This is a genomic window from Aeromonas aquatica (assembly GCF_000764655.1).
Taxonomy (GTDB): Bacteria; Pseudomonadota; Gammaproteobacteria; order Enterobacterales; family Aeromonadaceae; genus Aeromonas; species Aeromonas aquatica.
Window position 1 is genome coordinate 49,242 of the sequence record NZ_JRGL01000118.1, and the last position, 19,827, is coordinate 69,068.

Here is a 19,827-nt window from a genome sequence, read left to right on the forward strand (position 1 = left end):
TGCGCCTCATACGGCGCCAAATTCACCGCCAGACAAGGGGGTCGGACGGCCTGAGGGAGCTGGCCGCCCCCCAGGTCAATCCAGGCTCTTCTTGAAGCGGTGGGCGGCCAGGGTCAGCATCAGCAGGGTGAAGCCCAGCAGCCAGAGCACGTCCGGCAGCAACTCCGACAGCTCCCCGCCCCGCAGCACCACTCCCCTGATGATCCGCATGAAGTGGGTGGCGGGCAGCACCTCGGCGATCCACTGGGCCGGGGCCGGCATCCCCTCGTAGGGGAACATGAAGCCCGACAACAAGATGGACGGCAGCAGGATAAACACCGTCATCTGCATCGCCTGCAACTGGGTCTGGGCCAGGGTGGAAATGAGCAGCCCCAGGGTCAGGCTGGCGGCGATAAACAGCAGGGTCGCCAGCAACACCTGGCTCAGGGCGCCGTTGATGGGCACCGCGAAGATGAAGTGGCCGAGGCCGAGGATGATGGCGACCTGGATCAGTCCCACCCCTATGTAGGGCAGGATCTTGCCGATCATCAGCTCCATCGAGCCGACCGGGGTGGTGATGAGCAGCTCCAGATTGCCGCGCTCCCGTTCGCGCACTATGGCCGCCGAGGTAAACATGATCATGGTCATGGTGAGGATCACCCCGAGCAGGCCGGGCACTATGTTGACCGCCGAGCGGCGGGCCGGGTTGAAGTAGAGCACCGTCTCGAAGGTGGGGGGGACAGGCTTGAGATCGGGCTTGAGCACGGTCAGCGGCATGGTGCGCAAGCCGAGCAGAGCCCCCGCTATCATGGTGTCCGAGCCATCCACCAGCCACTGGCCCGCGCTCTCGCCGGTGCTGAGTCGACGGTCCAGATCCGTGGGCAGCACCAGCACGGCCCGCACCTCCCCCCGGGTCAGGGCGGCTTCCGCCTGCTGGATACCGACGTAACGCTGCTTGATGCTCACCACCTGGCTCGCCTCCACCGCCTCCGCCAGCAGCCGCCCCGGCACGCTCTGGCTCATGTCCACCAGCCCGGCCGGGATCTGGCGCACGTCGCTATTGATGGCGTAGCCAAACAGCAGCAGCTGGATCAGCGGGATCATCACCACCATCCCAAACGTGAGCCTGTCCCGCGCCAGCTGCCTTAGCTCCTTCTGGGTAATTGCCCAGAGCCGCCTCAGACCGTCCATCGGCTTGCCCTCACGGTTCGACGTGGCGGGATCATCACCGCCAGGGTGCCAAAGGTCAGCCTGTCCCGCGCCAACTGCCTTAGCTCCTTCTGGGTGATGGCCCAGAGCCGTCGCAGACTGTTCATGCCCTGGGCTCCTGACCGGTGCAGCTGACGAAGACGTCTTCCAGGCTAGGCCTGACCAGGGCCATGGCGGCGCCGGCCAGGGCCGGACAGGCCTGCTGCAGCCAGGGCACGGGATCCGCCAGCGACTTGTCCACCAGCACCCGCAGCCGCTGACCGAGCTGGGCGGCGGAGCGTACCGGCGCCAGTTGCAGCAGCTGCTGCTTGAGCAGCCGCAGATCCTCCGCCTGCACCTCCACCACCCGGGTATTCATGGCCTCCATCAGAGCCTGGGGCGAGCCCTGAGCCCGCACCTTGCCCGCCTCCATGATGGCGAGCCCGTGGCAGCGCTCCGCCTCGTCCATGTAGTGGGTGGTGACCAGGATGGTGGTGCCCCCTTCGCTCAAGTCGAACAGCTTCTCCCAGAAGTCGCGCCTGTTCTGGGGATCCACCGCCGAGGTGGGCTCGTCGAGCAGCAGCAGATCCGGGCGGTGGATCACCGCCGCCGCCAGCGCCAATCGCTGCTTCTGGCCGCCGCTCATGGCCCCGGCCCGGCGCGTCGCCAGCGCCGTCAGCTCATAGGTGGCGAGCAGCTCGTGCAATCTGGCGGTCAGAGTCCCACCGCTCATGCCGTGGATGCGCCCCATAAACTCCAGGTTCTCCCAGCCCGTCAGCTCGTCGTAGAGGGAGAACTTCTGGGTCATGTAGCCCATCCGGCGGCGCAGCGCCTCGGCTTGCTTCGGGATGGCGAGCCCCAGTACTTCTATCTCCCCACTGGAAGGGGTGAGCAGGCCGGTCAGCATCCGCAGGGTGGTGGACTTGCCGCAGCCGTTGGGACCGAGAAAACCGTGGATCTGGCCGCCGGGGACGCGCAAATCCAGCCCGTCCACGGCGAGAAAATCGCCGAAGCGGCGGCTGACGCCCTGCGCCCGGATCGCGAACTCATTCATCGCCGGGTTCCGCTTGCAGGGGCAGGCCGCTTGGCAGCTCTTGCGCCGTGGGCAGGTCGATCTCCGCCAGATAGACCAACCGGGCCCTGTCCTGCTCGTTGAGGGCGTAGTAGGGGGTGAAGGCGGGCTCCCTGGAGATCCAGCGCAGCCGCCCGGTCAGGGGCTCGGGCACGCCGTCCACCCGCACCCGGATGGCCTGGCCAATCTGGTAGCTGGCCAGCGCCGTCTCGGGCACATAGACCCGGGCGTAGGGCGCCTGATCCGCCTGGATGGCCGCCAGCACGGCACCGACCGGGACGCGCTCTCCCAGGTTGTAGGGCAGGCTGTCGAGCCGACCGCTGCGGGTCGCTGTGATGGTCAGATCCGCCAGCTCCCGCTCGGCCAGTGCCACGTCGGCCCTGGCGGCCGCCAGCTTGGCGCTGGCCTCGTCGATGTCCTCGACCCGCACGCCCCGGCTCAGTTTGTCGAGCTGCTGATGGGCGCCATCCCGTTCGGCCAGGGCGCCGTCACGCTCGGCCCGCGCCTTGTCGAGTTCGGAGGGGCTCTGCAGCTTCTGCGCCACCAGCCGCTCGGTACGTTGGAAGCTGCGTTCCGCCTCCCTGAGGTTGGCCTGCGCCTTGTCGAGGCTGGCGCGGGCGGCGGCGATGTCCTCCGGCCGCTCACCATTGGTCATGCGAGCCAGGGCCGCCCTGGCGCTGGCCTCCTCGGCACGGGCCCGGGCCAGCACCGCCTGCTGGCGGCGATCGTCCAGCTGCACCAGCAGGCTGCCCTCCTCTACCCGACTCCCCTCTGCCACCGGCAAGGCCCGGACTATCTCGTTGGCGGTGGCGGTCAGCAGCACCCGATCCCGCTCCAGGGTACCCAGCGCCATCCCCTGGTTATCGGGCTGGCAGGCGGTGAGCAGGCTAACCACCAACGGCAGGGAGAGGGGCAGCAGGATCCGCAACAGGGGGGGACGCGACATGGGGTTCCTCGCACAGGCCGTCATCGCATTTCGCCGACGGCCTCACAGATAGGGATGGACACAATGGACATGGCTATCGCCAGCATACCCTCCGTCACGAACAATTTCCTCAGTCCAGCTCACTCATTTGAGTTCAGCTCGTTGACCCGGAAAGAGAAATGCCAGAATACTGCGGTTCAGGGCCGCCAAGAGGGCAAGCCGGATTTGGATAACCAGGGAGGATCCCGGTGTTAAGCAAAGAGTGGTTTCAGCTGTCAACGGACATGACCTATGTCTGCCTGCGCATCGCCCCCGGCCTGGTCCAGCCCGTCACCGAGGCCGAGGTCCTGACCCTGCTGCTGGCCTCCAACTGCCGGCGCTACCAGCCCCTGACCGAAGGGATCCGCCAGGCCGTCGCCCTGCTCAACGCCCTGCTGACCAATCCGGACGTCCCCTCCCATGCCCCCGTGCCCATCGCCCAGCGCCAGGATGCCCGGCTGCTGATCCAGGTCGAGCAGGACAAGATGAGTGCCAGCGCCCAGATCACCGCAGACTGGGGCGGCCAGCCCCTGACCCTGAGCCAGTTGCAGGCCGCCGTGGCGGCGAGCGAGATCAGGCTGGGGCTCGACGAATCCCGGCTCGCCAGCCTCGTCCAGACCGCGAGGGAGGCTGCCCCCGGCACCCGGCTCAGGCCCGTCATCGCCCTGGGCAGAGCGGTCGAGCACGGTCTGGATAGCCGGCTCGAGCGGCTGGTGGAGACCCCGGCCGAGCGGATCCTCAGGCCCCAGGAGCGGGATCATGGCAAGGTGGACATGCGCGATCTCGGCACCCTGCTCACCGTCAAGGCGGGCACGCCGCTGATGCGGCGCCATCCCCCGACTCAGGGGATCGACGGTTTCACCGTGACGGGCCAAACGCTGCCGGCCAGAGCGGGCAAGGAGAGCGCCATGACGGCGGGGGAAGGGGCCTGCCTCGCCCCCGAAGACCCGGATCTGCTGCTGGCGACACGCCCCGGCCTGCCCTGCCAGGAGCGGGCCGGCATGAGGGTCGATGAGGTGCTGAGCGTCAAGCAGGTCGACATTCGCCACGGCCACGTCATCTTCGAAGGCTCCTTGCTGGTCACCGGGGATGTCATGCCCGGCATGCGGATCAAGACCAGCGGTGACGTGGTGATCGGTGGCTTCGTCGAGGGGGGCTATATCGAATCGGGCGGCACCATCACGGTGCGCAACGGCATCATCGGCCGCAAGCAGGAGGAGGATGAGTACCTGTGCCACCTGAACGCAGGGGGCGAGATCCACGCCAGCTATGCCCAGTACGCCAGGCTGGAGGCCGATGGCGACATCCATATCCAGAGCCAGCTCAGCCACAGCTATTGCCGCAGCGGCCAGGATCTCAAGGTCGGGGACAGCGCCATGCGCAAGGGTCACCTGATCGGGGGCGTCAACATCGCCAACCGGCTGATCATGGCCCCGGTGCTCGGCGCCTCGGCACAGAACCGGACCCGGCTGCAGATCCTCGGCGGCTACTTCAGCCACAAGGAGCAGGAGCAGGCCCTGCGTCAACGCAAGCAGGCCTGCCGGGAGCAGCTCGACAAGCTGCAGGATCTCATCCTGCGGCTGCTGCAACTGCCCCGGGAGAAGCGCAGCCCCGAGACCCTGCAGAAGATCAAGACGCTGCGCAGCCAGCAACTCGAGGAAAGCAAGTCGCTGGACGAGCAACTGGCCAGCGTCCAGGCCGAGCTGCAGGCGCTGATGGCCAACATGGACATCATCGCCACCCAGCGGCTGTTCCCCGGTGTCGAGGTGGAGATGGCCCACCATCACAACAGGGTCGACATAGAGCACGGCCCCATCCACTTCGCCATCCGGGAAGATCAGTTGCAACTGACCCCCTATCAGGGCCACCGCTGAGGGCCGCCCACTCTCTCGCCTTGGCGGGATCACGGCATGGCGTGATCCCGGCGGCGATTTTCGCTACACTCGGCCTCCCCCAGGCCCCATCGGGCGGGCCGGCCAGACTCAGGTAGTGAGAAGATGTACAAGCTGATCGCATTGGATATGGATGGCACCCTGTTGACCCAGCAAGGTCAGATCACCCCCCGCACCCACGCCGCCATCGCGGCCGCGCGCGCCAGGGGCGTCACCGTAGTGCTGACCTCGGGCCGCCCGCTGGAAGGCATGACGGCCTATCTGGCCGAGCTCGGTCTCACCGGACCGGATGACTACGTCATCTGCTACAACGGCGCCCTGGTGCAGAAAGTCGCGGACCAACGCATCATCCGCAGCCAGCTGCTGACCGGCAGCGATGCCAGCGCCATCGCCCACCTGGCCGATGAGCTGGGGGTGAACATCCACGGCTTCTCCGTGCGCCAGGGCCTCATCAGCCCCAGGGTCAGCACCTATACCGAGCACGAGTCCCGCCTTGTAGACATGCCCATCAACCTGGTGGACTTCGCCACCCTGCCCGCCGACGAGCAGATCATGAAGGTGATGATGATAGACCCGGAGCCCCAGCTCTCCCGCGCCATCGCCCAGCTGCCCGCCGAGCTCTACCAGCGTTACACTGTGGTGCGCAGCTCCCCCTACTTCCTCGAGTTCATGAACAAGCAGAGCAACAAGGGCACCGGCGTCGCCGCCCTGGCCGAGCATCTGGGCATCACCGCAGACGAGGTGATCGCAGTGGGGGATGCGGGTAATGACCGCCACATGATCGAATACGCCGGGCTAGGGGTTGCCATGGGCAATGCCACCGACGAGATCAAGGCGCTGGCGCAGCACATCACCAGCCGCAACGACGAGGAAGGCGTGGCCAGGGTGATCGAGCAGTTCGTGCTGAATGCCTGATCCCCGCCGGGGCACCCGAGGGTGCCCCGCATGTTTCACCACAGAATCTGCATGTTTAATATATCCACCACGATAACCTGCCCAATCCCCTCCGATACGCGCACAGCCCCCTGATACTGGGACTCAAGCTAGCTCAGCCGCCACAAGATTTAACATTAACGCATCATTTCGTTTGACATATTGAACGGCCTTGGCAGACTGGGATCAGGATCCAGGCTGTCATTGCCCAGGCTGACCGACGATTCTGGCACCGCGGCGCGACCCGGATCCCATGACCATGCCTTGAGGCATGCCCTTGCTGCTTAGCCGCCGCAAGGGCCTTCCCAAGGCGCAGGATGAGACACCACAGCCAAGGATAGCCAAGGTGACCTATGCCCAGCCCCGCCCCCCGTACCGATCGTAAACCCGTCGTCCTGATGACCATGGGCGCCCAGCCCCGTAACGGTCACCCCTATCAGGTCATGACCCACAAATACATCACTCCCCTGGTGGAGATCAGCGGCTGCGTGCCCCTGCTGGTGCCGACCTGCTGCGGTGCCGAGGATCTGGAGCAATATCTGGATCTGGCGGACGGCGTCTACCTGAGCGGCGCCGGCTCCAACATAGATCCCGCCCTCTACGGCCAGGAGAACCTGACCCCGGAGAAACCCCAGGACAGGGACAGGGATCTGTTCGATATTCCGCTGGTGCGCGCCGCCATCGACAGGGGCTTGCCGCTGCTCGGCATCTGCCGCGGCATGCAGGAGATCAACGTGGCCCTCGGCGGGGACATTCATCAGAAGGTCTATAACGAGCCCGGCTATGCGGATCACCGGGAGGACGCAGAGGATCCGGTGGAGGATCAATATGGCCACAGCCATCAGGTCAGCCTGGTGCCCGGCAGCTGGTTCGCCGAGCTGATGGGAGAGGAGCAGATCCCGGTCAACTCCCTGCACGGTCAGGGGATCAGGACGCTGGCCAAGGGACTGGCACCGCTGGCCTACGCCGAGGATGGCTTGATCGAGGCCATTTATGCCCCCGCCTTGCCCCAGTTCACCCTGGCGGTGCAGTGGCACCCGGAGTGGAAGGCGAGCGAAAACCCTCACTCCATCAAGCTGTTCGAGGCCTTCGGCGCCGCCTGCCGCGAGCGCAGACAACAGGCTGGCTAGTCGCCTGATCCTTACGCTGGCCTGCGCCCATAGGGCGCAGGCCAGCACAACGCTTGTAAGCTGTTCACCTCTCTTCGTCAGCCACGCCGGCATGGCAAACGGGCGATGGCGTAGCACCGACGCCATGCGCTAGCATGGTGCGCATCAGCCACCACCGGGATCCCCTCATGTTACTGATGGCCCTGGCCTTGAGCGCCAGCCTGCAATTCGATTGCCCACCCCAGATAGCGAGCCGCCAGCAACTGCTCTCCCCTACCACCGGTTGGCAGGGGGTGACTCGGGACCGGGAGGGAAAGCCGAGCCAGACGCTGCGCCACCGATTGGAGGCGCTGGCCCTGTTCGACGGTGAGCCGGGGGAATTGGCACAGCTGAAACCGGACAACGGCGACAGCGCCGAGACACACTACTGGAGCCTGACGGGGGACGGGGCTCGCCCCCTCTATCTGGTCTGCCACTATCAGGACAGCGCCATCACCCTGCAGCAGGCGCTGCCCTCGGGCATCACCTATTGCCGGGTCAATCAGACGGACTGGGGCCCCAGCGGCCTTATCTGCCGCAAGTAACTCACGCAATTCACTCACGCCGGCAAGGCTCAGAGCAGCAGTTCCGCCAGCTCGCCGAGGGCACAGATCTCCACATCCGGCAGCAGTCGCAGCCGTTGGTGGGGCTGATTGCGCTCATTGAGCCAGGCGGCCCGAAAGCCGTGCAGACGGGCCCCCAGCACATCGGTCTCGGGATCGTCCCCCAGGTGCAGTATCTGGTCGGGGGGCAGCTTGAGGGCTGCCTGCGCCTGCAGGAACATGTCCGGTGCCGGTTTCATCCGGGCGCCGGCTCCCGCCTTGCAGACCAGGGTGAAGTAGTCGCTCAAGCCGGCCTGCGCCAGATCCAGGTTGCCGTTGGTGATCACCACTAGCGGATAGCGCTCCGCCAGTCTCCCAAGCAGCGCGTGGGTCGCCGCGCTCACCACTATCTTCGAGCGCTCGGCGAGAAAGCCGGCGAACACCTGCTCCGCCTCCCGCTCGGCCAGCTCCAAGGGCATGCCGCCCTGCGTCATGGCCACACGGATGCAATGCTGGCGCGCCAGGCTGACGTCCTGGCATAGTTCGGGATGGGCGAGCAGTTGCTCGCGCTTGAGCGCCAGCCAGCGCGGCTTGTCCAGCATGGCGGTGGCCAGGTATGAGCTGCGCAGGTGCGCCAGCATCCACTGCTCGGCCCGCAAGATAGCGGGGCCGTTGTCATAGAGGGTGTCATCGAGATCGAACGAGATGGCGGCCACCGGCTGCCAACGACGATAAAACTGCATGCTTACTCCTCTTGGTGGGACAAGATTTCCGCAGATCCATTGACTTGCCCCCTCATCCCCAACCCTTCTCCCGCGAGGGGAGAAGGGCGCAGATCGGCGATTGCGGATAGATCGTGGTTAACCGGTGGCCAAAAAATACGTGGTCGATGGCCGCCTTCGGCATTAACACAACCTCAATCGGCCCCCCTCCCTTTGGGAGAGGGGCAGGGTGAGGGAAACAGGGCACCGAACCATTCGAGCACTGCACCTTTTACTCATCTTCCGGGGTCGCGGCATCCCGCTTGGCCCTGGCGAGTTGGACGCTGTCATTCCCTCGGATAACAGGTCACCGCCATACAAGGTCACTCATCATCCGGGGTTGCGGCATCCCGCTTGGCCCTGGCGAGTTGGACGCTGTCATTCCCTCGGATAACAGGTCACCGTCATACAAGGTCACTCATCATCCGGGGTTGCGGCATCCCGCTTGGCCCTGGGGTGGGCATTGTCATACACCTTGGCCAGGTGCTGGAAATCGAGGTGGGTGTAGATCTGGGTGGTGGAGAGATCCGCGTGCCCCAGCAGCTCCTGCACCGCCCGCAGATCGCCGGAGGATTCCAGCATGTGGGTGGCAAAACTGTGGCGCAGCTTGTGTGGGTGGACGTGGGCGTTGAGCGCCTGCTTGTTGCCCCAGCCATCGAGCCGCTCCTGCACAGATCGCGCCGACAACCGCTGCTTGCGCTGGGAGACGAACAGCGCCTCGGCCTCATCCCCCGCCAGCAGTGGCCTCACTTTGAGCCACTTCTGCAGCCACTCCACCGCCATCCGCCCCATGGGCAGCACCCGCTCCCGCGAGCCCTTGCCGGTCACCCTGAGCTGACGTTCATCGAGTTTGATGTCCACCAGGTTGAGCCCCACCAGCTCGGCCAGGCGCAGGCCGGAGGAGTACATCAGCTCCATGATGGCGCGATCCCGCACCGCCAGCGGATCCTGCTCGTCGGTGATGTTGAGCAGCTGGTACATCTCGTCCACGTCGAGATTCTTGGGCAGCGGTCGCCCCTGCTTGGGGGTCACTATGCCCCGGGCCGGGTTGGCGGCGAGCCGCCCCTGACGCACCTGCCAGTCGCAGAAGCTGCGCAGGGCCGAAACCTTGGTGGCGAGCGAACGGGGCGCCAGCCCCCCCTTGTGCATCCGGCTCACCAGGCTGCGCACCTGGCTCGCCTCGAGCCGGCCCCAGTCATCGAGACCGAGGCGCACCAGCTCCGCCGTCATGGCCTGCAGGTGCGCCTCGTAGTTGCTGCGGGTGTGGGGGCTGAGCTGGCGCTCGACCCTCAGGTATTCGATAAAGGCCGCCAGCTCATCGGCTAGCGCGGCCGGCAGAGGCTCGGCGGCAGGCGCCGCCTTGGTGGGTGATCTGGCGGGCTCCCTAGCCACGGGTCAGCTCGGGCAGACGCTGCTGCAGCAGGCGACCCAGCTGGCCCAGCAGCAGGGTGTCGTTGTGGGGGGCGAAGTGGCTGGGATCCGAGCTGGCGAAGGCCAGCACGCCGAACTCCCCGAGCCTCATCAGAGCCACAGAATTGACCAGCACGTCGTTGCCAAACAGCGTCTGTTTCTCGCTCTGGTTGAGCCGGCCGAAGTAGTAATCCGTCCCCGGCAGGCGCTGACCCAACAATTGATCGAGCTGCTTGCCCTCTGCCAGGAAGCGCTGCTCAGAGCCGCTGAGCTGGAATTTTTTCGGGTTGAGCCAGAGTCGCAAGCCGGTCAAGCGCAACCGCTGCACGAAGGCCTTGCCCAGGAGCACGCTCGCCTCGAACAGGGTCCGGCAGCCATAGAGCTCACCATAGAGGTCCGCATAGACCCGGAAGATCCGCTCGTTCTCGCTGGCGATCCCCATCAGCTCGGTGATCTCCTGCTCCAGCTGCTCGATGCGCTCGCGCTGCCTGTCCATCTGGCGCTCCACCAGGGAGACGGTGCCCTTCTGCTCATGGGGAATGCGGATCCGGTCCAGCATGGCCGCGTGGCGCTGGAAAAACTCGGGATAACGGGCCAGGTACTCCAGCACTGTGGCTTCGTCCATCAGTGATTCCTGCCGTTTGAGTTCGCTCATAACTTGGTTGGTCCATCATAGAAAAAGGGCACGGGGCCCTGACATTATCGTTGTGCAGAGGGGGCTTGCGCCCCCTTTATCTTTCCCTCCCGGCGGGAGAGGGTTACAGCTCTATCTGGCCATCGAACACGTGCTCGGCCGGTCCCGTCATGTAGACCGGCTGGCCCGGCCCCTTCCAGGCGATAGTCAGCTTGCCCCCCGGCAGGCTGACGGTGACCCGCTCCTTGAGCTTGCCCTGGCTGATGCCGATCACCGCGGCGGCGCAAGCGCCTGTGCCGCAGGCCAGCGTCTCCCCCACCCCGCGCTCGAACACCCGCAGCTTGATCTCGGTGGCGTTGACCATCTCCATGAAGCCAACGTTGACCCGCTCGGGGAAACGCTCGTGCCGCTCCATGATGGGACCCAGGGTCGATACAGGCGCATCGTCCACCGAGGGCACTTCGATGACGCAATGGGGGTTGCCCATGGAGACCACGCCACACATCACGGTGTGTTCCTGGGCCCGCAGCAGGTAGGTTTTTTCCGCCTTCTGGGCGCGAAACGGCACCTTGCCCGGTTCAAACTGGGGGACCCCCATGTTGACCGTGACCTGGTTTTCACCCTCGAGCTGCAGTGTGATGCGGCCACGGGCGGTGCTGACGCCGATCCTGTCCCGGTTGATCAGCCCCTTCAGGCGCACGAAACGGGCGAAACAGCGGGCGCCGTTGCCACACTGCTCCACCTCGCTGCCATCGGCATTGAAGATCCGGTAGTGAAAGTCGAGCTCGGGATCATAGGGCGGCTCCACCAGCAGCAGCTGATCGAAGCCGATGCCGAAGTGGCGATCCGCCAGCTTCTTGATGATGTCGTTACTGAAGAACACCTTCTGGGTGACGCCGTCCACCACCATGAAGTCGTTACCCAGGCCATGCATCTTGGAAAAATCTATCAACATCCTGCATTCCTGTACCGTTGATCAGGCGCTCACGCAGTGAAACGCCGTCTGCCAGCCCTGCCAACCTCCCTCCGCGCAAGGGGAGAGAGGGGTTGTCGTTACCATCTCACGACGCGGGTTTCTAGGGTAGCAAATGCTCACCGCGCCAGAGATCGGTCAGCTGCTCGCGTTCCCGGATGAGATGAGCCTGGTCACCGTCCACCAGCACCTCGGCCGCGCGGGGACGGGTGTTGTAGTTGGAGGACATGGTGAAGCCGTAGGCGCCGGCGGAGCGGACCGCCAGCAGGGAGCCCTCACCTATGGCCAGGGTACGCTCCTTGCCGAGGAAGTCGCCGGTCTCGCACACCGGGCCAACCACGTCGTACAGCGCAGGCTCGTGGGTCGTGCGGCTGTCCACCTCGATGATGTTCATCCAGGCGCCGTAGAGGGAGGGGCGCAGCAGATCGTTCATGCCGGCGTCGATCAGCGCGAAGTTGCGGGTCTCGCCAGGCTTGAGGAACTCGACCCGGGTCAGCAGCACGCCGGCGTTGGCGACGATGGCACGGCCCGGCTCGAACAGCAGGGTCAGATCCCGACCCGCCAGCTTCTGCTTGAGCGCCTCGGCATATTCGGTGGGGTGCGGTGGCTGCTCGGCGCCATAGTTGACCCCCAGGCCACCGCCCACGTCCAGGTGATGGATGTGAATGCCTTCGGCGGCCAGCTCGTCGATGAGCCGCAGCAGCTTGTCCGCCGCCTCCATAAAGGGATTCAATTCTGTGAGTTGAGAACCGATGTGGCAATCCACCCCCTTGATCTCGATGTTCGCCATGGTCGCCGCCTTGCGGTAGATGGCGGGGGCCTGCTCGATGGGGATGCCGAATTTATTCTGCTTGAGGCCGGTAGAGATATAAGGATGGGTGCCGGCGTCGATGTCCGGATTGACCCGTACCGAGACCCGCGCCACCTTGCCCATGCTGCCGGCCACCCGGTTCAGGCGCTCCAGCTCGGCTTCAGACTCCAGGTTGAAGCAGAGGATCTCTTTCTCCAGTGCGAGGCGCATCTCGGCCTCGCTCTTGGCGACGCCGGAGAAGACCACCTTGGCCGGATCCCCCCCCGCCGCCAGCACCCTGGACAGCTCCCCGCCGGAGACGATGTCAAACCCTGAACCCAGACGGGCAAGCAGGTTCAGCAGCGCCAGGTTGGAGTTGGCCTTGACCGCATAGCAAATCAGATGGGGAATATCGCCGGCCGCCTGATCGAAGGCGTGCCAGTGACGCTCCAGAGTCGCGCGGGAGTAGACATAGAGCGGTGTGCCGTATTGTTCGGCGAGCTGTTGCAGGGGAAGCTGCTCTGCCTGCAGCTGGCCGTCGGCGTCGTAGTTAAAGTGATCCAAGGGGGCGGTTCCTTCCTAGATTATTGCGGCGCGGCCTCGGAGGCCGGTTTGGCGGTCGCAGGCGAAGCGGCTTGCGGCGTACTCTCTGTCTTGGGCGACGCTGGTTTTGGCTGCTCGGCGGGAGCCGGTTGCTCCGGCGGCGGCATGTAAAGCGGCCCCGTCAGACCACAGGCGCCCAACCCGAGGGACAGAAATGCGGCCAACAGGCACTTGGTGAACTGGCTGGTCATAATGGTTCGCTGCGAAAAAATTTTTGGCCCTCTATAATCGCACTCACATTGTTAAAAGCAACAGGATAAACCGATGAAGGATCACGAGTATCACGCCCTGACAGACACCTTTTTCCAGTATGTGGAAGACGTTATCGACGAGGGGTATCCGGATATCGACTGTGAACGGGCCGGCGGTGTGCTGACCTTAAGTTTCGAGAACAAGACCAAGGTCATCATCAACAAGCAGGAGCCCCTGCACCAGGTCTGGGTCGCCACCCGGGAGAACGGCTTCCACTTCGAACTGCGCGGGGAGAGCTGGATAGACAACCGCTTCGGCGAGGAGCTCAAGGCCCTGCTGACCCGCGCCTGCACCACCCAGGCCGGCGAGCCAGTGGTCTTCCCATGATAGATCTGCATCCCGACGGTGCCCGCCACGCCGTGATCTGGCTGCACGGGCTGGGGGATTCCGGCGCCGGATTGGCCCCCTTGGTGGACGCGCTGGACTTGCCCGCCTCCCTGCCGGTGCGCCACCTGCTGCCAGACGCTCCCGAGCGGCCCATCACCATCAACATGGGCCACAAGATGCGCGGCTGGTACGACATCCGGAGCTTCGAGCACCCGGCGGATCGCGCCGTGGAGTCCCATGTGCGGGAATCTGCCGCAAGCATCCAGGGCTTGCTGGACAGCCTGATCGCCGAGGGCTTCGCCCCCGAGCGCATCATCTTGGCCGGCTTCTCCCAGGGGGGCGTCATCGCCTCCTTCACCGCCCTGCGCTGCCCTCACCCCCTGGCGGGCTTGCTCTGCATGTCCACCTACCTGGCGGCGCCCGACGCCTTGCTAGCAGAAATGAGTGAGGCCGCCCGTGCCCTGCCCATCTGCTACATGCACGGCATCTACGACGATGTAGTGGCGCTCTCCATGGGCTGGGAGGCGAAGAACCGGCTGGAAGCGGCCGGCCTCAGCCCCGAGTGGCACGAGTACCCCATGCGCCACGAGATCTGCCGGTCCCAGCTCACCGATATCCGTGCCTGGCTGCTGGCTCGCCTCGACGCCTGACACCGGATCACGCATACGACAACGGCCTGCATAGCAGGCCGTTTGCATTGGAGTCGTGGAGCGTCAGCAGCACATCATCCTACTTCCCGCGCCGGGCCCGGATTGTCTCGCTGTGGGCTCTGGCTGCGGTAGGGGATCACCGCCAGCACCTCGCCCTGCTGCACGATTTCGTAGTACTGGGGCAGGTTGAAGTTGCTGAACTGGCCCGCGTTGCTGAAACGCTCGTGGCCCGAGGTGTAGAAGCGGTTCACTCCCTGCACCAGCTCATCCTTGTTGCCGGCGAAGTGCTGGTAGATCTCCACCCGATTCGCCTCGTCCAGGATATAGATGTTGGTGCCCGCATTGCGGGTGTCAAAGAAGAACTGCACCAGCCCCTCGCTGGCGTAGGCATCGACGATGCCGGGCAGGTGCTGGCTGTGGGTCTTGTCGAGCCGCAGCGGCAGGTGATCCAGCTTGTTGTGGGAGATGTGGCGGTAGAAGTCGATGGCATTTTCCAGCTTCTTGACCGAGACCCCGCGCCGCTCGAAGAAGATGCCGTACTTCTCTTTGCCGAGGGCCAGGGTCTTGACCAGCTGCTGCTTGTCGCGGGCGAGGCGTAGCTCGATGCACTCGGCCAGCAGTTGCTGGAAGCGGGAGCGCACCAGGGAGCGGAAGTGCTGGCTGTAGCAGAACACCTCTATCATCTCGGGGGCGGCCGCGTCCTGGTGCATCTTGCCGAGTATGGTGGTGAGGGCATCCACCACCGCCTCTTCCCCCTGGAAGTGCAGGGTGCGGATCTCGCTCCAGGAGTTGCGATAGACCAGATCCACCGAGCCCACCAGACACTCCTGATTGCGACCGAACGAGAACACATCGGCGGCGTTGGCGTCGAACTCGATCACCTGCCCCACCCAGTGGCTGGTGGGATCCGTCTCCAGGTTGAGGAAGATGGAGAGCTGATGGATCTCGCAGGGGCGACTCAGGGCCAGGTTGGTAGCCCTCGGGTACTTGACCGGGAAGGTGCCGGACAGATCGCGGCAGAACTGGTGCAGGTTGTCGGTGTGCAGATCCGAGCCCTGATTGAACAGGTGCACCCGGGACTGGGGCGTCATCAGGCCATTGAAGTAGGCCCAGGCGATCAGCTTGCTGATGTAGCCGTTATATTCGAGCGGCGCCCGACCGATGATGTTCACCGGCTCCAGCGAGTGCTTGTAGAGATACCAGCCGGCGCGGTTGAGGCGGCCGTGGGGCACCTGCACAAAGCTGAGATCCGGCTCGCTGAGATCCGGCGCTATCTTGAGGTTGATGCGCTGCACCTTGCCCGGCAGGCTCTCGAAGGCGGCATAGAGCTTGCGCGACAGTATGCCGATGTCTTCCGGGTTGATGGACTCGCTGATGTTGTTGCGCCGGGCAAACTGAATGAGGTTGCGATAGCTCTGCATCAGGGCCTCGAGCAACTCGGCGTAGGCCACCTTGACGTCCTCGACCTTCCACTCCTGGCGGTGATCCAGGTGGTGCAACCGCTCCGGACTCCAGCCCCAGTAAGCCACCAGCTGCGCCATCTGCGCACGGCGCCAGTCCGGGCTGTGCTCCTCCTTCGGATGGCTCAGGCCGTCACACACCTTGAGATAGAAGCAGCGGCGCACCAGATCGAGGCGCTGCATGTCGCCGATGGACTTGAGGTAGTTGGTCACCTTGTCCAGCATCAGGCAGTAGTTGTCGAGCCGGTAGTGCATGCCCTCGTTGTGCTGGAACCAGTCGCGGCTGGTCACCGACAGCAGGCGGGTGCTGGGATACTCGTGAGAGTAGGCCTCCATCAGCACCGACTTGAGCACGGCTTTATAAGGGGAGTCGATGCCCTTGTAGAGCTGCCAGAGGGCGGAGCCGAAGTACTCCTCAGCCGGAATGCGGTCAAAGCCACCGAGATCGAGCCAGTCATCCTGGCTCAGCTTGCCGTGGGCAAACAGGCCGCTCACATAGTCGTCGTAGTGATCGTCATATTCGGCGGGCACCAGATACCAGAGCAGGCGCTTGCCGGCGATGTGCATGGCGCTGCGGTAAAACTCGTCGAGCAACAGCAGGTGCTGGGCGCTGCCGCAGCTCTCCCCCTGCATCTGGGCGTCGTTGCGCTGACGGAACTTGTCTTCGGGGATCAGGAAGAAGTTCAGATCGACCCCGCGCTGCTCGGCCCACTTGGAGAGCAGCTGACATTTCTGCTCCAGCAGGGCGAGCCGCTCCACCGACAGACCTGCGGCATGGCAGACCCAGATGTCGAGATCCGAGTGGCAGCACTGACCGATGGACGAGGTGCTGCCCATGGAGTAGAGACCCTGGATCGACTTGTCGTGGGTACTGAGGCCACCCTGGCAGTTGGCGTTCTGGCACAGATCTTCGATGAAGGCCTGCTGGGCCTCGTTGGCGACAAAACTCCAGATACCATGAGGCACGTCCCCCGCCACATAACCGGGCAAGAGGGGATGATTGAAGTGCAGCATGACGGGCAGCAACTGGAAGACCTGCTGCCCATAGCGACTCATGAGATCCAGCGCTCGTTGCGTCTTGAGACGATTGAGTTCGTCGTAGCGCGCCACCAGCGTGTCGAGTTTTACCAGCAATGCCCTACCTATGGGGAAGAGAAATGACGCACCAAAACGGGGAGACGTCAAAAAAGTGTGATCATGTTAACAATGCAAACTGCCGTGGTAAACAAGCCCGTACGGAATCATCGGATTATTTCTGACCAGCGCGGTGACGGTATCAACGGAAAGCAATAAAAATAAATAAATTCAATTAATTACATTTAATTTTCGACTGGATGAAAATCATTTTCAACCCGCTTTTTTGACGCTGCCCCCGCTTTTGCCGGCTACGCCATGAAAGCCCCTGTAAAGGGTGGTAAGATCGTTTTCCTCACTAAAGATGAAACAACTGATTGATATGGCAGCCCGAACCCTGAAAATCGCCACTCGCAAGAGCCCACTGGCCCTGTGGCAGGCCAATTTTGTCAAAGATCGACTGGAAGCCCTCTACCCCGATCTGCAGGTCGAACTGGTGCCCATGAGCACTCAGGGTGACAAGATCCTGGATACGCCGCTCGCCAAGGTCGGTGGCAAGGGCCTGTTCGTCAAGGAGCTGGAGACTGCCATGCTGGAGGGCCGTGCCGACATCGCCGTCCACTCCATGAAAGACGTGCCGGTGGACTTCCCCGAGGGGCTGGGCCTGCACACCATCTGCGAGCGAGAAGATCCGCGAGATGCCTTCGTCTCCAATCGCTTCACGCAGATCGACGAGCTGCCTCAGGGCGCCGTGGTCGGCACCTCCAGCCTGCGCCGCCAGTGCCAGCTGCGCGCCGCACGCCCGGATCTGGTGATCCGCGACCTGCGCGGCAACGTCAACACCCGCCTCGCCAAGCTGGATGCCGGTGACTACGACGCCATCATACTCGCCGCCGCCGGCCTGAAACGGCTGGAGATGGCCCACCGCATCACCGCCTTCATCGAGCCGGAGCAGAGCCTGCCCGCCAACGGTCAGGGTGCGGTCGGCATCGAATGCCGCATCGACGATCAGGAGCTGCACGCGCTGCTGGCACCACTCGAACACGCCGAAACCCGGGCGCGGGTGCTGACCGAGCGGGCCATGAACCGCGCCCTGCAAGGGGGCTGTCAGGTGCCTATCGGTGCCTATGCCCTGGTGCAGGGAGAGGAGATCTGGTTGCGTGGCCTGGTGGGCAGTCCGGATGGCACCCGGGTGATCCGCGACGAGATCCGCGGTCCCCTGGCCGACGGCGAGGCGCTGGGCCATGCGCTGGCCCAGCGCCTGCTGGCCGATGGTGCCGACGTCATACTGGCCGAGGTCTACCGCGCATGAGTGCGGGCCCGGCCAGGCCAGGGTCGCGCCCGGCGAGCCGGATCCCATGATCCCGCTGGTGGTGCGCCCGGCGCAGCAGGCCGAGGAGCTGGTGCAGTTGCTGCGCCAGTGCGGCCACCACCCGCTCTGCTGCCCGCTGCTGGAAACCCGGCCGGGGGACGAGCTCTCCCGCCTGCCCGAATTGCTGTCTGCCGCGGATATCGTCGTTGCCGTCAGCGCCCATGCCGTTAAATTTGCTCATCATTTTCTGTTGCAAACTGGTCAGACCTGGCCACATATTGACTACTTTGCGGTCGGTCAGGCCAGTGCAGATGCCTTCGCCGAGGTGGGGATCCGGGCCCAGAGCCCCGAGGATCCCCGCAGCGAAGGCTTGCTGCTGTTGCCGACCCTGCAAGAGATGGCGGGCAAGCGGGTACTGATCCTGCGCGGCAACGGCGGCCGGGATCTCATCGCCCGGACACTGGCCTCACGCGGCGCACTGGTGCACTATTGTGCCACCTATGAGCGCCACTACCCCGCGCTCGACGGAGACGCATTGACTCGCCATTGGCAGGGGGCCGGCCTCGACAGCCTGCTCATCACCAGTGGTGAACTGCTGCAGCGGCTGCTGGAACTGGTGCCAAGCCAGCAGCAGCCCTGGCTTTATGACCGCCTGCTGGTGGTGCCCAGTCCCCGGGTGGCCGAACTGGCCGAGGCGGCTGGCTTTACCCGTATCGTGATTGCCCAAGGTGCATCCAACCAGGCTCTGGTGGCCGCCCTGGAACTGAGGAAGATGGAATGACTGAACAGCAAGAAGTCCAGCCGAGTGCTGCGGCCCCCGCGGCCGACAACAACAAGCCCGAGAACAAGGCCGTCGGCAACAAGAAGGGCGGCGCTGGCGTCGTCCTCGGTGGCGTTGCCATCCTGCTGGCCCTGGGGCTGACCGGTGGTCTCTATCTGCACGGCCACAAGAATGCCGTCACCCAGCAGGCGGAGATCGGCGCCCTCAAGCAACAGCTCGCCGAGGTCATGGGCAAGCTGGATCAGAGCAACAGCAAGGATGCCGAGCAACTCGCCACCCTCGGCAAGAGCCAGCAACAGTTGCAGGACGCGCTGGATGCCCTGCAGCACAAGGTGCTGGACTTGGATGACAAGCGTCCCAACGACTGGATGCTGGCGGAATCCGAATACCTGGTGCGCATGGCGGGCCGCAAGCTGTGGCTCGAACACGACCTCATCTCCGCCATCACCCTGCTCGGCAACGCCGACGAGCGGATCAAGGCGCTCAACGATCCCAGCCTGATGCCCATTCGCAAGGCGCTGGCGGAAGACATCGCCCAACTCAAGGCCATGCCGCGCGTCGACCGCGAGGGGCTGACCCTGAAGCTGGCCGCCCTGTCCGATCAGATAGAGCTGCTGCCGCTCTCCACCGTCAGCATGCCCGATGCCAAGGCCGAGCCGGATCAGGCGGTCAGCACCAATCCGGACGAGTGGGAAAACAACCTGAAGAAGAACTGGGTCAAGTTCACCGAGAACTTCATCACCATCCGTCGCCGCGATGGGGCGGCGGAGGCGTTGCTCTCCCCGCAGCAGGAGATCTTCCTGCGCGAGAACCTCAAGACCAAGCTGCTGCAGGCCCAGCTCGCCGTTTATCGCGAGCAGCAGGCACTCTACACCGACAGCCTGGAAAAGGCCCAACGCTGGCTGACCCAGTACTTCGACGTCGACAACAGCGCCACCCAATACATGCAAACCGAGCTCGACAAGCTCAAAAGCGAGCAGATCCAGTTCGACTATCCGGATCAGTTCAAGACCCAGGCCATGCTGGAACAGGTGCTGACCGAGCGCCTGCAACGCATCCTGGCCGGCAGTTGAGGAGGAGAC

Annotated in this window: 20 protein-coding genes; 9 read left to right on the forward strand and 11 right to left on the reverse strand. The window is 64.3% G+C overall.

Annotated features, from left to right (window positions below; translation table 11 throughout):
• Positions 1-75: 75 nt before the first annotated feature.
• The 4 genes from LG30_RS0114855 to LG30_RS0114870 are packed head-to-tail and all read right to left on the reverse strand — an operon-like array spanning position 76 to position 3,185.
• Positions 76-1,170, reverse strand: coding sequence for an ABC transporter permease (locus LG30_RS0114855; protein WP_033131474.1), 1,095 nt, complete (start codon positions 1,168-1,170; stop codon positions 76-78).
• Positions 1,158-1,295, reverse strand: a complete 138-nt coding sequence (locus tag LG30_RS22560; protein WP_033131475.1) for a hypothetical protein — start codon at positions 1,293-1,295, stop codon at positions 1,158-1,160. Before LG30_RS22560 ends, LG30_RS0114855 begins: the two co-directional genes overlap by 13 nt.
• On the reverse strand, positions 1,292-2,221 hold the full coding sequence (locus LG30_RS0114865) for an ABC transporter ATP-binding protein (protein ID WP_033131476.1): 930 nt from the start codon (positions 2,219-2,221) through the stop codon (positions 1,292-1,294). Before LG30_RS0114865 ends, LG30_RS22560 begins: the two co-directional genes overlap by 4 nt.
• The gene (locus LG30_RS0114870) at positions 2,214-3,185 is read right to left on the reverse strand and encodes an HlyD family secretion protein (protein WP_033131477.1); all 972 of its coding nucleotides are present in this window, start codon (positions 3,183-3,185) and stop codon (positions 2,214-2,216) included. Before LG30_RS0114870 ends, LG30_RS0114865 begins: the two co-directional genes overlap by 8 nt.
• A 227-nt stretch (positions 3,186-3,412) precedes the next feature.
• On the opposite strand from LG30_RS0114870, the gene LG30_RS0114875 reads away from it, so the two are divergent.
• The 4 genes from LG30_RS0114875 (at position 3,413) to LG30_RS0114890 (ending at position 7,721) form a co-directional block, all read left to right on the forward strand.
• Complete coding sequence (locus tag LG30_RS0114875; protein ID WP_033131478.1) at positions 3,413-5,077, forward strand: FapA family protein; 1,665 nt, start codon at positions 3,413-3,415, stop codon at positions 5,075-5,077.
• Positions 5,078-5,200: 123 nt separating this feature from the next.
• On the forward strand, positions 5,201-6,010 hold the full coding sequence (gene yidA / locus LG30_RS0114880; RefSeq protein WP_033131479.1) for a sugar-phosphatase: 810 nt from the start codon (positions 5,201-5,203) through the stop codon (positions 6,008-6,010).
• Between the two features lie 371 nt (positions 6,011-6,381).
• The gene (locus tag LG30_RS0114885) at positions 6,382-7,158 is read left to right on the forward strand and encodes a gamma-glutamyl-gamma-aminobutyrate hydrolase family protein (protein ID WP_033131480.1); all 777 of its coding nucleotides are present in this window, start codon (positions 6,382-6,384) and stop codon (positions 7,156-7,158) included.
• Between the two features lie 167 nt (positions 7,159-7,325).
• The gene (locus LG30_RS0114890) at positions 7,326-7,721 is read left to right on the forward strand and encodes an STY0301 family protein (RefSeq protein ID WP_033131527.1); all 396 of its coding nucleotides are present in this window, start codon (positions 7,326-7,328) and stop codon (positions 7,719-7,721) included.
• Between the two features lie 29 nt (positions 7,722-7,750).
• Here the strand turns inward: LG30_RS0114890 and LG30_RS0114895 are convergent, their stop codons facing one another.
• The 6 genes from LG30_RS0114895 to lptM all read right to left on the reverse strand — a co-directional run bounded on the left by LG30_RS0114895 (position 7,751) and on the right by lptM (position 13,080).
• Entirely contained in the window at positions 7,751-8,461 is a 711-nt protein-coding gene (locus LG30_RS0114895; RefSeq protein WP_033131481.1) for an HAD-IA family hydrolase, read from the reverse strand.
• Positions 8,462-8,893: 432 nt separating this feature from the next.
• A complete protein-coding gene (gene xerC, locus LG30_RS0114900) occupies positions 8,894-9,871 on the reverse strand; it encodes a tyrosine recombinase XerC (RefSeq protein ID WP_033131482.1) in 978 nt (325 codons plus the stop codon).
• Positions 9,864-10,544 carry a DUF484 family protein gene (locus LG30_RS0114905; RefSeq protein ID WP_033131483.1) on the reverse strand — a complete coding sequence of 227 codons (681 nt, stop codon included), beginning with the start codon at positions 10,542-10,544 and terminating at the stop codon, positions 9,864-9,866. Before LG30_RS0114905 ends, xerC begins: the two co-directional genes overlap by 8 nt.
• 103 nt (positions 10,545-10,647) lie before the next feature.
• Positions 10,648-11,478, reverse strand: coding sequence for a diaminopimelate epimerase (dapF, locus tag LG30_RS0114910; RefSeq protein ID WP_033131484.1), 831 nt, complete (start codon positions 11,476-11,478; stop codon positions 10,648-10,650).
• 121 nt (positions 11,479-11,599) lie between these two features.
• Positions 11,600-12,850 carry a diaminopimelate decarboxylase gene (gene lysA, locus LG30_RS0114915; RefSeq protein ID WP_033131485.1) on the reverse strand — a complete coding sequence of 417 codons (1,251 nt, stop codon included), beginning with the start codon at positions 12,848-12,850 and terminating at the stop codon, positions 11,600-11,602.
• A gap of 20 nt (positions 12,851-12,870) precedes the next feature.
• Positions 12,871-13,080, reverse strand: a complete 210-nt coding sequence (gene lptM, locus LG30_RS22775; RefSeq protein ID WP_081966201.1) for an LPS translocon maturation chaperone LptM — start codon at positions 13,078-13,080, stop codon at positions 12,871-12,873.
• A 73-nt stretch (positions 13,081-13,153) separates the two neighbouring features.
• On the opposite strand from lptM, the gene cyaY reads away from it, so the two are divergent.
• Entirely contained in the window at positions 13,154-13,468 is a 315-nt protein-coding gene (gene cyaY / locus LG30_RS0114920; protein ID WP_033131486.1) for an iron donor protein CyaY, read from the forward strand.
• Complete coding sequence (locus LG30_RS0114925) at positions 13,465-14,118, forward strand: alpha/beta hydrolase (protein ID WP_033131487.1); 654 nt, start codon at positions 13,465-13,467, stop codon at positions 14,116-14,118. The genes cyaY and LG30_RS0114925 overlap by 4 nt, the downstream gene beginning before the upstream one ends.
• Before the next feature lie 74 nt (positions 14,119-14,192).
• On the opposite strand, the gene LG30_RS0114930 is transcribed toward LG30_RS0114925, so the two are convergent.
• Positions 14,193-16,712, reverse strand: coding sequence for a class I adenylate cyclase (locus LG30_RS0114930; RefSeq protein ID WP_033131488.1), 2,520 nt, complete (start codon positions 16,710-16,712; stop codon positions 14,193-14,195).
• 322 nt (positions 16,713-17,034) lie between these two features.
• On the opposite strand from LG30_RS0114930, the gene hemC reads away from it, so the two are divergent.
• The 3 genes from hemC to LG30_RS0114945 are packed head-to-tail and all read left to right on the forward strand — an operon-like array spanning position 17,035 to position 19,818.
• Positions 17,035-17,964 (forward strand): hydroxymethylbilane synthase, encoded by a 930-nt coding sequence (gene hemC / locus LG30_RS0114935; protein WP_152599318.1) that lies wholly within the window; start codon positions 17,035-17,037, stop codon positions 17,962-17,964.
• Between the two features lie 46 nt (positions 17,965-18,010).
• Entirely contained in the window at positions 18,011-18,745 is a 735-nt protein-coding gene (locus LG30_RS0114940) for a uroporphyrinogen-III synthase (protein ID WP_033131490.1), read from the forward strand.
• A complete protein-coding gene (locus LG30_RS0114945; protein WP_033131491.1) occupies positions 18,742-19,818 on the forward strand; it encodes a uroporphyrinogen-III C-methyltransferase in 1,077 nt (358 codons plus the stop codon). The genes LG30_RS0114940 and LG30_RS0114945 overlap by 4 nt, the downstream gene beginning before the upstream one ends.
• Positions 19,819-19,827: the final 9 nt, after the last annotated feature.

What these genes read in the sequence shown, in the direction of transcription:
- LG30_RS0114855 (WP_033131474.1), bottom strand. Translation starts at nt 1,170, where the DNA reads ATGGACGGTCTGAGGCGGCTCTGGGCAATTACCCAGAAGGAGCTAAGG.
- LG30_RS22560 (WP_033131475.1), bottom strand. Translation starts at nt 1,295, where the DNA reads ATGAACAGTCTGCGACGGCTCTGGGCCATCACCCAGAAGGAGCTAAGG.
- LG30_RS0114865 (WP_033131476.1), bottom strand. Translation starts at nt 2,221, where the DNA reads ATGAATGAGTTCGCGATCCGGGCGCAGGGCGTCAGCCGCCGCTTCGGC.
- LG30_RS0114870 (WP_033131477.1), bottom strand. Translation starts at nt 3,185, where the DNA reads ATGTCGCGTCCCCCCCTGTTGCGGATCCTGCTGCCCCTCTCCCTGCCG.
- yidA (WP_033131479.1), top strand. Translation starts at nt 5,201, where the DNA reads ATGTACAAGCTGATCGCATTGGATATGGATGGCACCCTGTTGACCCAG.
- LG30_RS0114885 (WP_033131480.1), top strand. Translation starts at nt 6,382, where the DNA reads ATGCCCAGCCCCGCCCCCCGTACCGATCGTAAACCCGTCGTCCTGATG.
- LG30_RS0114890 (WP_033131527.1), top strand. Translation starts at nt 7,326, where the DNA reads ATGTTACTGATGGCCCTGGCCTTGAGCGCCAGCCTGCAATTCGATTGC.
- LG30_RS0114895 (WP_033131481.1), bottom strand. Translation starts at nt 8,461, where the DNA reads ATGCAGTTTTATCGTCGTTGGCAGCCGGTGGCCGCCATCTCGTTCGAT.
- LG30_RS0114905 (WP_033131483.1), bottom strand. Translation starts at nt 10,544, where the DNA reads ATGAGCGAACTCAAACGGCAGGAATCACTGATGGACGAAGCCACAGTG.
- dapF (WP_033131484.1), bottom strand. Translation starts at nt 11,478, where the DNA reads ATGTTGATAGATTTTTCCAAGATGCATGGCCTGGGTAACGACTTCATG.
- lptM (WP_081966201.1), bottom strand. Translation starts at nt 13,080, where the DNA reads ATGACCAGCCAGTTCACCAAGTGCCTGTTGGCCGCATTTCTGTCCCTC.
- cyaY (WP_033131486.1), top strand. Translation starts at nt 13,154, where the DNA reads ATGAAGGATCACGAGTATCACGCCCTGACAGACACCTTTTTCCAGTAT.
- LG30_RS0114925 (WP_033131487.1), top strand. Translation starts at nt 13,465, where the DNA reads ATGATAGATCTGCATCCCGACGGTGCCCGCCACGCCGTGATCTGGCTG.
- hemC (WP_152599318.1), top strand. Translation starts at nt 17,035, where the DNA reads ATGGCAGCCCGAACCCTGAAAATCGCCACTCGCAAGAGCCCACTGGCC.
- LG30_RS0114940 (WP_033131490.1), top strand. Translation starts at nt 18,011, where the DNA reads ATGATCCCGCTGGTGGTGCGCCCGGCGCAGCAGGCCGAGGAGCTGGTG.
- LG30_RS0114945 (WP_033131491.1), top strand. Translation starts at nt 18,742, where the DNA reads ATGACTGAACAGCAAGAAGTCCAGCCGAGTGCTGCGGCCCCCGCGGCC.